At 32.6% G+C, this 14,982-nt stretch carries 17 protein-coding genes; 14 read left to right on the forward strand and 3 right to left on the reverse strand.

The features are described from left to right. From AC1RRN_RS18180 to AC1RRN_RS18200, 5 genes are all read left to right on the forward strand, one after another. A complete protein-coding gene (locus AC1RRN_RS18180; protein WP_492968666.1) occupies positions 1-513 on the forward strand; it encodes a hypothetical protein in 513 nt (170 codons plus the stop codon). 241 nt (positions 514-754) lie between these two features. Continuing rightward, a complete protein-coding gene (locus AC1RRN_RS18185) occupies positions 755-1,087 on the forward strand; it encodes a hypothetical protein (protein ID WP_492968667.1) in 333 nt (110 codons plus the stop codon). Positions 1,088-1,106: 19 nt separating this feature from the next. Beyond that, the gene (locus AC1RRN_RS18190) at positions 1,107-1,664 is read left to right on the forward strand and encodes a YdeI/OmpD-associated family protein (protein WP_492968668.1); all 558 of its coding nucleotides are present in this window, start codon (positions 1,107-1,109) and stop codon (positions 1,662-1,664) included. Between the two features lie 540 nt (positions 1,665-2,204). Further along, the gene (locus AC1RRN_RS18195) at positions 2,205-2,396 is read left to right on the forward strand and encodes a hypothetical protein (RefSeq protein WP_492968669.1); all 192 of its coding nucleotides are present in this window, start codon (positions 2,205-2,207) and stop codon (positions 2,394-2,396) included. A gap of 27 nt (positions 2,397-2,423) precedes the next feature. Continuing rightward, positions 2,424-3,326 (forward strand): PhzF family phenazine biosynthesis protein, encoded by a 903-nt coding sequence (locus AC1RRN_RS18200; protein WP_492968670.1) that lies wholly within the window; start codon positions 2,424-2,426, stop codon positions 3,324-3,326. A gap of 41 nt (positions 3,327-3,367) precedes the next feature. Here AC1RRN_RS18200 and AC1RRN_RS18205 read toward each other — a convergent pair whose 3' ends face one another. Beyond that, on the reverse strand, positions 3,368-4,504 hold the full coding sequence (locus AC1RRN_RS18205; protein ID WP_492968671.1) for a mycothiol transferase: 1,137 nt from the start codon (positions 4,502-4,504) through the stop codon (positions 3,368-3,370). Positions 4,505-4,647: 143 nt separating this feature from the next. Beyond that, positions 4,648-4,875 carry a CDGSH iron-sulfur domain-containing protein gene (locus tag AC1RRN_RS18210; protein ID WP_026984188.1) on the reverse strand — a complete coding sequence of 76 codons (228 nt, stop codon included), beginning with the start codon at positions 4,873-4,875 and terminating at the stop codon, positions 4,648-4,650. 452 nt (positions 4,876-5,327) lie between these two features. Between AC1RRN_RS18210 and metG the strand changes: the two genes are divergently transcribed. From metG to AC1RRN_RS18255, 9 genes are all read left to right on the forward strand, one after another. Further along, complete coding sequence (metG, locus tag AC1RRN_RS18215; protein WP_492968672.1) at positions 5,328-7,463, forward strand: methionine--tRNA ligase; 2,136 nt, start codon at positions 5,328-5,330, stop codon at positions 7,461-7,463. Positions 7,464-7,548: 85 nt separating this feature from the next. After that, on the forward strand, positions 7,549-8,436 hold the full coding sequence (locus AC1RRN_RS18220) for a DMT family transporter (RefSeq protein ID WP_492968673.1): 888 nt from the start codon (positions 7,549-7,551) through the stop codon (positions 8,434-8,436). Between the two features lie 207 nt (positions 8,437-8,643). Further along, positions 8,644-9,351, forward strand: coding sequence for an HAD family hydrolase (locus tag AC1RRN_RS18225; protein ID WP_492968674.1), 708 nt, complete (start codon positions 8,644-8,646; stop codon positions 9,349-9,351). Then, positions 9,351-9,980 (forward strand): CatA-like O-acetyltransferase, encoded by a 630-nt coding sequence (locus AC1RRN_RS18230; RefSeq protein WP_492968675.1) that lies wholly within the window; start codon positions 9,351-9,353, stop codon positions 9,978-9,980. Before AC1RRN_RS18225 ends, AC1RRN_RS18230 begins: the two co-directional genes overlap by 1 nt. 108 nt (positions 9,981-10,088) lie before the next feature. Further along, the gene (locus AC1RRN_RS18235; protein ID WP_492968676.1) at positions 10,089-11,225 is read left to right on the forward strand and encodes an OmpA family protein; all 1,137 of its coding nucleotides are present in this window, start codon (positions 10,089-10,091) and stop codon (positions 11,223-11,225) included. Positions 11,226-11,447: 222 nt separating this feature from the next. Continuing rightward, positions 11,448-12,887, forward strand: coding sequence for a hypothetical protein (locus AC1RRN_RS18240; protein WP_492968677.1), 1,440 nt, complete (start codon positions 11,448-11,450; stop codon positions 12,885-12,887). Between the two features lie 94 nt (positions 12,888-12,981). Next, a complete protein-coding gene (locus AC1RRN_RS18245; RefSeq protein WP_026984195.1) occupies positions 12,982-13,500 on the forward strand; it encodes a ferritin in 519 nt (172 codons plus the stop codon). A gap of 80 nt (positions 13,501-13,580) precedes the next feature. Next, a complete protein-coding gene (locus AC1RRN_RS18250) occupies positions 13,581-13,766 on the forward strand; it encodes a hypothetical protein (protein WP_026984196.1) in 186 nt (61 codons plus the stop codon). Positions 13,767-13,856: 90 nt separating this feature from the next. Then, entirely contained in the window at positions 13,857-14,549 is a 693-nt protein-coding gene (locus AC1RRN_RS18255) for a DUF2461 domain-containing protein (RefSeq protein ID WP_492968678.1), read from the forward strand. Positions 14,550-14,618: 69 nt separating this feature from the next. On the opposite strand, the gene AC1RRN_RS18260 is transcribed toward AC1RRN_RS18255, so the two are convergent. Next, on the reverse strand, positions 14,619-14,951 hold the full coding sequence (locus AC1RRN_RS18260) for a single-stranded DNA-binding protein (protein ID WP_192186644.1): 333 nt from the start codon (positions 14,949-14,951) through the stop codon (positions 14,619-14,621). Positions 14,952-14,982: the final 31 nt, after the last annotated feature.

Genomic DNA, 14,982 nt, shown 5'->3' on the forward strand with positions numbered 1-14,982 from the left:
ATGAAAAAAACAATTTTATTAGTTGCAATCGTATTTATTTTCTTTGGATGTAAAAAGGAAGAAGAAAATGAATTTCCATTTGATAGTTTAGTTTTTTCTTATTCCGGCGAGTATAATGATAATTCTATTAAGTTTACCAAAAGTGATACCGTATTTCTTCAAAAAAGATTTCCAACACCAACGGAAAATTTCTTTGCTATAATTCAAAGTGAAGAAAAAATCAAACTAAATAAATATCTTAAACCTTTTAATTTTAAAAAATTTGATTCTGTTTACGCAGAAAAAAATTTATATGATGGCCAAAGTTATTTGATAAACATTTCTATTAATAGAAAAAGTAAATCTATTTTTATATATGGAGATAGAGCCCCCCAAGAACTTTACAATTTTGTTGACTCATTAGGTACTTTTAAAAAAAATTTAAAATTTTCCCCAACAAAACAAATAATAGACTTTGGAGACTTAGGTCCAATTTTACCGCCTCCTCCACCTCCTTTAAAGAAATATAAATAACTAAAGTCACTAAGAACTAAATGAAAAGTCTTTTAAATTTTATCGCAAAATTAATCGGTTTCAGTTGGTTGCTTTTAACCTTCATTGTAATTTTCTTTTTAATAAAAGGAAGTATCACTCCTGGCATGAAAGGTATTTCCAATTATGATTTAAAACTCTATCTAAAAATCACTTTGTATCTTGCTGCGATATTCATTACCTTGAAATTTAGTACGCATAAATTGAATAAAAACCCAAATCCATGAAAAACCTCATAATCATCCTTATTTCACTTTTATCTTTCTCGATGTATTCCCAAAATCGTTACGAATTACAGGATGAAGGCGCAGAAAAACTTTATCTTTCAAATTTTATTACCGAAATGACCGATCGTAAAATCATTACAAGTAAACCCATTGTTGTAATTGACGGCGTTCCGTATCGTTTTCAGGATTTAGAGAAAGAGCAACTTCCTTTATCAAAAAAAGAAATTATAGATATTCTACCTTTGGATAGAGAAAAAGGTATTAAAATTTATGGCTCTTTTGCCGAAGCCGGAGTTTTAATTGTGACTACAAACAGAAAGAAAAAATAGTTTCAACAATCGATTCAAAATGGAACCAACCTTCTTCGCAACGCAGAAAAAATTCAGAGCATGGTTAGAAAAGCATCACCAAACAGAAACCGAATTATTAGTTGGTTTCTATAAAGTGAACAGCAAAAAACCTTCTATGTCCTGGTCAGAATCTGTAGATCAGGCACTTTGTTTTGGATGGATCGACGGCGTTCGCAAATCAATCGACGAAGAAAGTTATACTATTCGGTTTACACCGAGAAAGAAAACCAGTATTTGGAGTGCCATCAACATTAAAAAAGTCGAAGAACTCACCAAAGCCGGATTCATGAAACCCGAAGGCCAAAAAGCTTTCGAATTAAGATCAGAAGAACGTTCCCGAATTTATTCGCACGAAAAAGAACCTTCTTTTCTAACTCCTGATTTTGAAAAACAATTCAAAGCCAATAAAAAGGCCTGGGATTATTTTAATCAACAAGCACCGTCCTACAAAAAAGTCATGATTCATTGGATTATGAGTGCCAAACAAGAAAAAACCCGAATTTCGAGATTGGAAAAAACAATAAAAATTAGCGAGGAACAGAGACGAATGTTATAAAGAATTAAAAAAACTAAATCAATATTATGGAGATTTTAATCAAACTAATATCATTCACTTTAATTATCTCTCTAATCGTTTTCCCAATATTTATTCTAAATCAATTATATAAACGAAAAACAAAAAATACCATTATTCTATATTTTATTATTTGTCTTGTCATTACTTTTCTTTTAGTCTTAACCTTTGCTTGGTGGTCCAATTTTTCAAAGCAACTACTTCTGTCGCATTACGGGTATGATTTTGACGATCTGAATAACATTGAAAGACTCCAGAATGTTGCGCCTGAAAACTTAGACAGAGTAAAAAAATTAAGAACAAGTATTATGGGAATTGGTTGGCCATTGAAGGCTTTTATGATCTATCCTTTTTATTTCGTTTATCTTGTAATTGTATATTCCGTTCTGGATTATCAAAAAAATAAAACAAAAAAGTAATTAACGCTTCATTTTTCTTTATATTCTTTATAGTACTTTTATGCAATATTTAGCGTAATATTAAATTTATAATTATTCGAAAATTCATAATTAACGCTATAGTATGGAAACTGAAGGAATTGGGGAATTAAGCAATTTTATTATTTGCTGCATCCTTTTGGTGACTGGTATTACTTCTTTTGCATCTGCCTGGATGTCGAACGAAAGAGGTTTTAAAATTCGTCGCATAATTTTAGGTACAATTCTGGTAACTTTCTTCGTTATTCTATTACTAACCTCAAAAGAAATTAACTAAATCGTATATTCTTAAAAAAGATAAACAATGGAAAACAGAACCACCTTACAATACTACGTTTTAGATGTATTCTCGAATAAAAGTTACAAAGGAAACCCATTGTCGGTTGTTTTTACAAATGGTGATTTAGAATTAGAAACCTATCAGAATATATCAAAAGAATTTGGCTATTCTGAAACATCGTTTGTATATTATTCCACAAAGCGAAAAGCGTTAAAGGTTCGGTCGTTTACGCCAACCGGAATCGAAATAGATGGCGCTGGTCATAATTTACTCGGTGCGGTTTGTGGTGCCTTATTAAAAAACATGCCCATTTTTGAGGAACAGAATGAAAGTGAACGTTTTGTTATCATGAAACATTCTCCAATACCCTTAACGGTAAGTTTTGATTCGGTTACACAATATCCTGTCGTGCAAATGCATCAAAAATGGGCAGTTATCAAACAAGAAATTCCAACTTATAGAATTGCAGTGGCATTGGGATTAAAAATTGAAGATCTCGATGTGAATGCCTTTGTGCCAACAATTGTAAAAACAGAAGTTGCCCATACGATGGTGCCCATAAAAAACAGTCAGGTACTTAATAGCATTGTGCCCGATAACCAACTCTTAATTGAAATCTCAAAAGAATATCATTTTGAAGGATTCTATTGTTTCACCATTGCCGATGAAAATCAGGACCACATAGTTGAAACGCGATTTTTCAACCCCATAATCGGAATAAATGAAGATCCGGCAACCGGAACAGCGGCCGGTCCTTTAATTGGCTTTTTAACTCAAAAGAAATTCACTAAATCTGAGAAAGAATATAAAATTCTGCAAGGTGTCAAATTAAAACAAGCTTCAATGATTGAAGTTATGAATCGCGAAGAGGATATTTTGGTTGGTGGATCGTCTATTATTACGATGCGCGGAGAATTATATCTATAAAAAAAGCTGCATTAAAATGCAGCTTTTTTTATATCAAAATTTTAATTCTTAATCTCTTGTTTAATTGGTTTTAATGGCTCTTGTTGAGGCGGAATTCTCTTTTGCAAAAATAAAATTTGTCCCAAATGGCTTGACTGATGTTCCATAACATGAAACCAGCAATACTGATTACTAATGTCATATTTCATTTGAATCGTGGAAAACCATGCATCATCTCTTTTCTTTAATTCCGAAATGGTTTTGGCTCTTACTTCATTATAAATATCAAGATAATATTGAATATCATGACCTTTAAATTCATCTCGCGCCTCTTTCCCAAGATTTAGAGCGGTTTCCCATTTTTTCTTTTCTTCTTCGTTAAATTCTCTATTTTCGAAAGTAAAGACTTGATAATATTTTTCGGCGGCGGCCAAATGCATTACAAGTGCTCCAATTCGGTTTGCATTTTCATCATGCAAGTAATCAATTTCGTATTGATCCATATTTTTAACCGCGTATTCAACACGGTCTTTAAGATCTTCCAGCATCGAAATCATGTCTCCAATTTTTGGTGAAGCACCTTCAACATTTCCTATTTTTCCTGATTCTTTTACTATCATACCACTTCCGTCAAGTAATAATGAATATTTTCCGTCTGCGCTTGATTTATCTGAAGAAATAGTAAATTCCTTAACCTTAACATTTTTCTGTTTAGCATTCCCCAAATTCCATTTAGGAATATCTGTATTGGTTGCCAATGTTTCAAAACTTGAATTTAAAATGGTTACAGGTTCAAAAACACCTTTTGCATTTTCGATAAATAATTGAAATTTATCAAAATAAAATTTTCCGTTTAACTCGCAAACGCCTCCAAAAACTAATCTTTCACTATTCTCATCAATTGTTCCTTCGACAGTATACGATTGCCATTCTTTTGATTTGATTGGTCTGTCATGCATATTATCAGCAAAACCTTCTTCATTATTTGAATTAAAAACTCTTCCAAAAATTCCGGCCCAAGCATTTGGATCACTCGACTCTACTTTTGCTGAAGCAATTACTCTAAATTTTTTCTTTACCGGAGTTTTAATATCTATTGCTTGACTAAAAGCCATCCATTGGCTGGAAATAACTTTTTGTGTTTGAGCCTTTCCCGACACTAAACTCAAAAACAGGAACAGTATTATAAATCTTTTCATTTTTTATATTTTAACAATTTTTTGTAAATATATACTGTTTTTTTAAGAGTAGAAATAATTATTTACTTGAAAATTCCTTCAAATAAAGAGATAAAAAAAGCTGCAATAAATGCAGCTTTTACTATGATCAGAAATAGAATTTCTTAATTTGTTTTCATTGGAGGCAAATCAAACGCAACTGAGTCGTGCTCGAAATTGTTTCTGTGTCCACCATCGCAAAATGGTTTGTTTGCAGATAATCCGCAACGGCAAAGTCCTAAAGCAGATCTTCCCTGAAGTCCGTAAACTGTTCCTTCTGAATCCATTATTTCAAAATCACCTTCGATTTTGATTGATCCGTTTTTATTGATAATTAATTTTGTCTTGCTCATAAACTTGTTTTTTTCGAATGCAAAGATTGCGAAATATATTCTGAAGATTTTAGTTGTGTTGCTAGTTTAAACTGGTTCTATTTTATGTGGTTTTACCACAGAGATGCGCGGAGTTTTTTCGCAGAGATCCACAAAGTTTTTTTGTTGGAGTGAAATAATCTCGCAAAGTCGCAGAGACGCAAAGTTTTTATTGAATAGCGTCCAGCTTTAGCTGGATGGAATTATGATTATTTTTAATCGGCTTTAGCCCAAATGCATATTTTTGGCTAAAGCCTTATAATTTGCCTAACATAATCTCCAGCTAAAGCTGGAGGCAATTAATCTTTAATTAAAAAACTTTGCGTCTCTGCGACTTTGCGAGATTAAAAACTCAACGAAAACCGCAGCGAATCTCAGCGTAATAACAAAATCTCAATTCTATTGCTTATTTTTGCACTCAATAAAATTGAGTTATGATACAGAATCCAAAAAGATATACTATTACGGCAGCATTGCCTTACACCAACGGACCTATTCATATTGGGCATTTGGCGGGGGTTTACGTGCCTGCAGATATATATTCGAGATATTTGCGTTTGCAAGGAAAAGACGTTGCGTTTATTTGTGGAAGCGATGAACATGGTGTTGCAATTTCGATGAAAGCAAAAAAAGAAGGAATTACACCACAAGAAGTTATTGATAAATATGATGGAATTATCCGCAAATCTTTCTCAGATTTCGGAATCTCTTTTAACAATTATTCAAGAACTTCGGCAAAAGTTCATCATGATACGGCTTCGGAATTCTTTAGAACTTTGTATGATAAAGGTGATTTTATTGAAGAAGTTACAGAGCAATTGTATGATGCAAAAGCAAATCAGTTTTTAGCAGACCGTTTTGTAGTTGGAACTTGCCCAAGATGCGGTAATGAAGGAGCTTATGGAGATCAATGTGAAAACTGCGGATCGACTTTGAATGCTACGGATTTGATTAACCCGAAATCGACTATTACCGGAGAAACTCCAATTTTAAAAGCTACAAAACACTGGTTTTTACCTTTAGACCGTTATTCTGATTTCTTAACCAAATGGATTTTAGAAGGGCATAAAAACGACTGGAAACCGAATGTTTACGGACAAGTAAAATCCTGGATCGACGGCGGATTGGAACCTCGTGCCGTAACGCGTGATCTTGATTGGGGTATTGACGTTCCGGTTGAAGGTGCGGAAGGAAAAAAATTATATGTTTGGTTTGATGCGCCTATCGGATATATTTCGTCTACGAAAGAATGGGCAGCGCGCGAAGGAAAAGATTGGGAACCGTATTGGAAAGATGAAGAAACGAAACTGGTTCACTTTATCGGAAAAGACAATATTGTTTTTCACTGTATCATTTTCCCGGCAATGCTTAAAGCAGAAGGAAGTTATATTTTACCGGATAATGTGCCTGCAAATGAGTTTTTGAATTTGGAAGGAAACAAACTTTCGACTTCTAAAAACTGGGCGGTTTGGTTGCATGAATATTTAGAAGAATTTCCGGAGAAACAAGATGTTTTGCGCTATGCATTGACTTCAAATGCTCCAGAAACTAAGGATAATGATTTTACCTGGAAAGATTTCCAAGCGAGAAACAACAATGAATTAGTTGCTATTTTCGGAAATTTCATTAATCGTGTTGTGGTTTTAACCAACAAATATTACGAAGGAGTTATTCCGACACCAAATGAATTTTCAGAAGTTGATGAACAAACTTTAGCCGAATTAAAAGCCTATCCGGCTGTGATTTCAAGTTCGGTTGAGCGTTACAGATTCCGTGAAGCTTTAGGTGAATTGATGAATGTTGCCCGTTTAGGAAACAAATACCTTGCTGACGAAGAACCTTGGAAAGTAATGAAAGACAATCCGGAGCGTGTTAAAACTCAAATGTATGTGGCATTGCAAATTGCTGCTGCATTAAGCGTTTTAGCTGAACCGTTTTTACCTTTTACATCAAAAAAACTTTCAAAAATCCTTAATTTAAGTGATCTTAAAGAGCATTTTGAAGGATTTAGTAAGTTTCTTAAAGAGAAAAATCGTGATGCAAAAGACATCATTATTGATAAAACATTAGGTTGGAATGATATTGCTGAAAATTCAGATTTAATTCCGGCAGGACACAAAATTGGCGAAGCTGAATTGCTTTTCGCTAAAATTGAAGATGAAGAAATACAAAAACAAATAGATAAATTGGAAGCTACAAAAACAGCTAATCTTGCAGAAAGCAAACAACCGGAACCACAAAAAGATTTGATTCAGTTTGAGGATTTCGCTAAAATGGATATTCGTGTTGGAACAATTCTGGAAGCAGAAAAAATGCCAAAAGCTAACAAACTGTTAGTTCTTAAAGTAGATACCGGAATTGACGTTCGTACAATCGTTTCTGGAATTGCCGAAAGCTTTTCTCCGGAAGAAATCATTGGTAAACGTGTTTCTGTTTTGGCAAATTTAGCGCCAAGAGCGTTGCGTGGTGTTGAAAGTCAGGGAATGATTTTGATGACTACAAATGCAGAAGGAAAATTGGTTTTTATCAATCCGGATGCTGACGCTCCTAATGGCGAAACGGTAAACTAAAGTTTTATAATACTATAAAATGGCGTGAATCGATTAAGAACTTTAATTGATTCACGCTTTTTGATTTTAAAAAACATAATAAATAATGAAACTCACCAAACCAAGATTAGCCTTAATCTGCGGAATACTTTGTATTTCGATTTTCCCGATATTGGTTAAACTCAAATTAGCACCAGGATTAATCTCCGCTTTTTACCGCATGTTTTTTGCTGTTCTTTTGCTTTTGCCTTATGTCATTATAACGAAAAGCTTTAAACTTCCAAAGACCAAATTCTTGCTTTTGGCCATGCTTTGTGGTGTTTTATTTTCTTCAGATGTTGCGGTTTGGAATATTGCGATTCAGGATTCTAGTGCAACTCAGGCTTCGTTGCTGACGAATTTGTCTCCGCTTTGGGTTGGAATTGGGTCTTTTTTATTTTTAAAATCAAAACCAGCAACCAACTTTTGGATCGGAACGGTTGTCTCTTTATTTGGAATGGTGACTTTGGTTGGTTTCAGCTTTTTTATGGAATTGAATTTCGATAAGGCATTTTTGTTCGCTGTTTTATCCGGAATTCTATATTCGATTTATCTTTTGGTCAGTAAAAATGTACTCTCAGAAGTTGATGTTTTATCGTTTATGACCATCAGTTTATTGGCATCGAGTGTTTATTTGGGAATTCTTTGTTATTCACTAGATCAGCCTTTTACAGGATTTACAAATACCGGTTGGTTTGTTCTGGTTTTGCAAGCTGTAATTTGCCAATTGTGCGCCTGGCTTTCGATTAGTTATGCCACACAACACATGCGCGCAACCAGAGTTTCACTAAGTTTATTGAGTCAGGCTGTAATAACTTCTATATTAGCTTGGTTGTTTTTAGAAGAACAAATAACTTTACAAATGGTTTTCGGCGGAATCATTTTGCTTTTCGGAATCAGAATCACTTTTTATGACAAGACAATTTCATTAAAAAGACTGTTCTCTAAAGATTAAGAAATGGCACACGGATAACACAGATTTTCATTGATTTATTTAATTAGTGCCGAAAAAAGTTTCACGCAGATTTTGCTGATTTAAGCAGATCGGTGCAGATCTTTAAAATCATTTTAATCTGTGGCAAAAAAATTCGGGAAAATTAGTGCAATTAGTGGCAACAAAACCTGAAACAAAGAAAACCTGAAACTAAAAAAACAAAAATCTATGTTACATAAAAGCAAAATACCTAATTTAAAAGTAATCGCATTCGATGCAGATGATACTTTGTTTGTAAACGAACCTTATTTTCAGGAAACCGAACATAAATTTTGTGCTTTGATGGAAGATTATCTTTCGCATCAGGGCATTTCGCAGGAATTATTCAAAATCGAAATTGCAAATTTGCCCTTGTATGGCTACGGAATAAAAGGATATATTCTTTCGATGATTGAAGCTGCGATGAATATTTCGAATAATACTATTCCAGTTGAAGTAATTGAAAAAATCATTCAGTACGGAAAAGAATTGCTTGAAAAACCAATCGAATTGCTAGACGGAATCGAAGAAACTTTGCAGGCATTACACGGAAAATACAAACTGGTTGTCGCTACAAAGGGCGATTTAAAAGACCAACACAGCAAATTGCACCGATCTGGTTTAGGACATTATTTTCACCATATCGAAGTAATGTCAGACAAACAAACTATTGATTACGAAAAATTAATTGGTCGTTTAGATATCCAATCCAATGAATTTTTAATGATTGGAAATTCATTAAAATCAGATGTATTACCGGTTTTAGAAATTGGCGGTTATGCCGTACATATTCCGTTTCATACTACCTGGGAACACGAAAAAATTAATCATAAAGTAGAGCACGAACATTTTAGTTCTTTCGAAAAAATTTCTGAAGTGCTCCATAATTTATTATAATGAAAACACTTTTAGACCTAGAAAACTGGAACAGAAAAGAGCATTTTGCACATTTTAGCCGAATGGAAGAACCTTTTTTTGGTGTAACCGTTGAGATTGATTGTACAAAAGCCTATCAAACAGCCAAAAGTTTGAACAGTTCATTTTTTATCTATTATTTGCATAAAACTTTAGTTGCCGTAAATGCAATTGAAAATTTCAGGTACCGAATTTCAGAAGGTAAAATCTACATTAACGATCGCGTTGATGCTTCTGCAACAATAGGTCGTGAAGATGGCACTTTCGGATTCTCATTAATTGAATATAATTCAGATTTTGAAATCTTCAAACAAAATACTTTAGCAGAAATAGAACGAATTCAAAACACAACTGGACTATTCACCAGATCTTTTGATGACGACAATGTAATTCATTTTTCGGCTATTCCGTGGTTAAATTTTACATCCATTTCTCATGCAAGAAGTTATACTTTTCCAGACAGTTGTCCAAAGATTTCATTTGGAAAAATGATGACTTCAGAATCTGGAAAAAGAACCATTACAATGTCAGTTCATGTGCATCATGGTTTAATGGATGGTTTACATGTAGGCCAGTTCGTTGATACTTTTCAGGAACTAATGAACTCTTAGTGTTTATGTTATATAATAAACCCTATTTTATTATGTTTTGGACTTTTAACAGAAAATAATTCTTACAAATAATTGTTGGTTTGAGAAAAATTTAAAATCTCAAATACAATGAAAAAAATTGTAATGACTCTGGCGTTTGCTTTAAGTTTAATTCATGCAAAAGCACAAACAGAAAACAATAATACGACTACTTATAACAAGTGGTCTGTAGAATTAGATGGTGGTTTTAACAAACCTCAGCGTCCATTTACTTCAGAAAATTATTATACTTCAAAAATCAATCCTTACACTGTTGATTTAGGTGTAAGATACATGCTGAACAACAAATTTGGTTTAAAAGCTGATGTTGGCTACAATAGTTTCACCGGCCAAAATAATAGTTCAATTGATTTTGATTCAAAATACTACAGAATTGACCTGCAAGGTGTAGCTAACTTAGGAAGAATTATGAATTTTGAAACCTGGACAAACACTTTTGGCCTACTTGGACATGCTGGTTTTGGAGTAGGACGTTTAGAAAATAAAGATTTACATGTAAAAGACAATGTAGCTAATTTAATTGCTGGTTTTACTGGTCAAATCAGATTATCAGATCGTTTTGCTTTAACAGGAGATGTTTCGACTATTTTAAATGCCTTTCAGGATAATACTTTTGATGGTGCTGCTGCTACAAACTCAAGAGGATTTAGTGGATTATTGTTTACCGGAACTGCTGGTTTAAACATCTATTTAGGTAAAAATACCAAACATGCTGACTGGACTGTAATCTCAGGAAATGCTGATGTTGCAGCACTAGAAAACAAAGTTGCCAATCTTGAGGCTCAAATAAATAAAATACCCGAAAAACAAGTAATTGTTGAGAAACCAGTTACCAATACAGTTGTAAATGACAAAGATGTTGTCAAAGAAATGATCAACGACAAATATTATAGTGTGTATTTTGATTTCAACAAATCAACTCCAATTGAAAATTCAACTGCTGCTATTGATGTTGTTTTAACTTATTTAAGAAAAAACCCTTCTGCCTCTCTTGATATTATTGGTTATGCAGATCAGGTTGGTACTTCAGAGTATAATGAAAAATTATCAAATATAAGAGCCAACAATGTGAAAACCATTTTCGAAAAAGCTGGTATTTCATCTTCAAGATTAAATGTTGTACCTAAAGGTGCAGATACATCAATCCAAAAAGATTCTGAAGAAGCAAGAAGATTAGCAAGAAGAGTTACTTTCAAAGTAAACTAATCTGTTCTTTTTGAAATTAATTAAGCCCTAAATTTTACTTTAGGGCTTTTTTATTTTATCCTTTTGAAGACTTAAAATCTATCGAGAATAATTTGTACTTTTCATTATTCAAAAAATTCCGATTTAGAAAATTGGAATAATATTTGTGATTTAAAAAATGTGAAAAAAATTGTACTCTTATTTCTTCTATTCTCTAACTCATTCTTGTTCAGTCAAACAATAATGAATTCCTATTCGTTAGATTTAAAAAAATCATACGGAGCAGAGCAGATTTTGACTGCCGAAAACAAGCAAACTCACGAAGTTTTTGTTTTTGCCAACGATAGTGAGAATATATCTATTTTAAAATACAACAGTTCTCTATTCCTGGCAGATCAATATAAAGGACCTCTCAAAGACATGGACGATAAGTCTTTGGTTGGATATAGTTTTAGTGCAGACGGATTGCCTACGCTCTATTGGTCAACAAAAAATTATGGAAATATAATAGCTATTAAATATTTTTTTGGAAACAAAACCTCCAAAAGCGTAAACTTCGTATTTACTTCAGAGAAGCAATATATTGTATCGCAATTTCAGTTAGAAAATTCATTTAATTTGCTTGTTAAAGATTTAGAAGATCAAACGCTTGTTCTTTATACTTTTGAAAATGGCACCGTAAAACAAAAAATATTTGATTTTTCAGCTTTCACATTTCAGGATAAAAACACAAAACTTCTAACTTTCAATCACATCATCAGGGAAAATAAAATTGAACAAATTGATACAGATGAATATAATCCTTTATTTAAAAGCACTGCAAAAAGTAAATTATACATCTTTCCAAACCGCTTTGTTTTAACTCTGGATCATAATCCAAAAAAAACTCAGGTATTTGATATCAATCTTGAAACGGAAGAGATTAAAGAAAAAAACTTTCCTCAATCTTCTATTCAGAAACCCAAAAAAAGAAGTAATTCGTTTTTTCAGGATAATAAATTGTATCAAACCATCGCTAGTGATGAAGAATTTTTCCTTGATATCAAGGATTATAACTCCAATGAAACGCTAAAAAGCTTTCATATTTCAAAGAATGACACTATTGATTTTAAAACATCTCCATTATTAATACAGCGAGATGACGAAAAAGCTAAAGAGCTCAAAACAACAAAAAAATTCCTGAATCATCTTTCTTATCTGGATATAGGTTTATCTGTTTTTAAAAATAACCTAAATACTTTGATCACATTGGGAGGAACTCCTACTATACAAAACCAAAATAACCGTTTACTTTTTTCCAGCTATGATCCTTATAACAATTTTGCTTTTGATGCAGATGGCATAATACAATCCTACTATGATCCTTATTCATTTTCAGGCTACATTCATACAGAAACTGTCTATTTTGAAAGTGCGTTAGATTCTAATTACGCCGTTTTAAAACAACAACAACTCGAACCTTTAGCCATTGATAATATATATTATTTTATGAGTCTGAATAAACAGATAGCTCTGGATAACATTTTAAAATATAAAGATTTTTATATTCTCAGCTATTATGATACGGATTCAAAGCAATTTATAATGCGTAAATTCAAAGATGGATTTAATGCAGATGATCCATTTCTAGATCAGTTAAATACTCCGTCGTCTTTCAAAAAACCTTTTCAGAAAAGGCCTTAAATTTATTGAGAATTAATCCAAATGTCTTTCGTTTCATACTTTCGAAAAACCGGAATGGATTATTTTTTTTAACTTTACAAAAAAGACACATATTATGCTAAAGAAAAATATTGAATCAGCTTTGAACAAGCAAATACGCATAGAGGCAGAATCTTCGCAAACCTACCTTTCTATGGCTTGTTGGGCTGAAGTACACGGATTAGAGGGAATTGCTCAATTTATGTACACACAGTCAGACGAAGAGCGCGCGCACATGCTAAAACTGGTTAAATATGTTAACGAGCGTGGCGGACATGCAACAATTACAGATCTAAAAGCACCAAAAACAAGTTATTCTACATTTAAAGAAATGTTTGAAGCGCTTTATAGCCATGAAATTTTTGTTTCAGAATCTATTAACGAATTGGTTCACATTACTTTTGAAGAAAAAGATTATGCAACACATAATTTCTTACAATGGTATGTATCTGAACAAATCGAAGAAGAAGCTACAGCTAAATCAATCTTAGATAAAATTAACTTAATTGGTGATGACAAAGGCGGACTTTACTTGTTTGATCGTGATATTCAACAGTTAACAGTTACCAGCTCAATTGCAATCAATCCAAAATAAAAAAGTTAAAGTTTATTTAGAATATTTAAAAATAACAAATTTCTTTTATATTTGCCTCTGTTTTATAATACAGAGGAAAATTGAGCAAGAAAGAAAAAGACAAGGACAAAAAAAAGGATAAAAAGAAAAAGAAGAATAAAGCTATCCTTGAGAACATTAAGAAGTTAGAAAACTGTAAATCTTCTTGTTGTGAAAAATACAAAAAGAGCGAAAAGAAACGCTGTTCGCGTTGTCCTATGTTTGATTTATTCAAAAAGACGGCTTAAAAAATATATTCAAAACCCACCGAGAAATTTGGTGGGTTTTTTGTTTAAATTGCAGTCGGCTTTAATTTAAAAAGTCTCAATATTTAATTTATGGAAAACCAAATTACGATACCTAAGTCCAGTCTTGATTTTTTGTTTCAACTTAAAAGCAATAATAATAAACCCTGGTTTGAAGAAAATAAGTCCGCTTATTTAAACGAGCTAAACCATATTGAAAATTTTGCAGGAGGTTTGCTTCAGGAGCTTTCCAAAACCGATGTTCTCGAAACAGCTTCGGGGAAAAAAAGTGTTTATCGAATTTATCGTGATATTCGTTTTTCTAAAGATAAAACTCCTTTTAAAACTTTTTGGGGAGGAAGTTACACCAGAGCAACAGCAGCAAGACGCGGCGGTTATTATTTTCATTTAGAAAAAGGAAACAGTTTTCTTGCTGGTGGATTTTGGGGACCTAATGCCGCAGATTTAAAACGCATAAGAAGCGAATTTGGACATGATCCTGAATCGATGAAAAAAATATTGAATTCAAAATCTTTTGTCAACACTTTTGGGACTTTACAAGGCGAACAACTTAAAACAGCACCGAAAGGTTTTGATGTAAATCATGAAGCTATTGATTTGCTTCGTTACAAACAGTTTCTAGTTATTAAACGTTTTACTGATGATGAAGTTTTAAGTCCAAATTTTTTAGAACAAGCTTTAGAAACCTTCAAAAACATGAGACCTTTTTTTGACTATATGAGCGAAATACTAACAACGGATATAAATGGAGCTTCTGTTTTATAAAAATTGTACTAAATAAAAACCCGATTACCTTATACAAAGCAATCGGGTTAAGTTAAACTTATAAAACGTTTACTTACTTAGCAGCAATATTTCATTTACAACAACTTCGGTTATATACTTCTTCTCCCCGTTTTTGTCGTCATAACTTCTGTGGGTTAACTTTCCTTCAATAGCGACTTCTTTTCCTTTTACTACAAATTTTTCAATAATTTCTGCGACTTTACCCCAGGCTGTAACACGATGCCAATCTGTTTGTTCTATTTTTTCACCTTTGTCATTTTTATAATAATCATGTGTTGCGATCGTTAATTGCGCTAATTTTTTTCCGTTTTCTAATGTTTTAATTTCAGGGTCGTTCCCTACGTTACCAATTAATTGTACTCTGTTTTTCATTGCATTCATGGCTTATACTATTTAAATGTTCTTATAAAAT

This window comes from Flavobacterium sp. GW821-FHT11G01, from assembly GCF_058808175.1.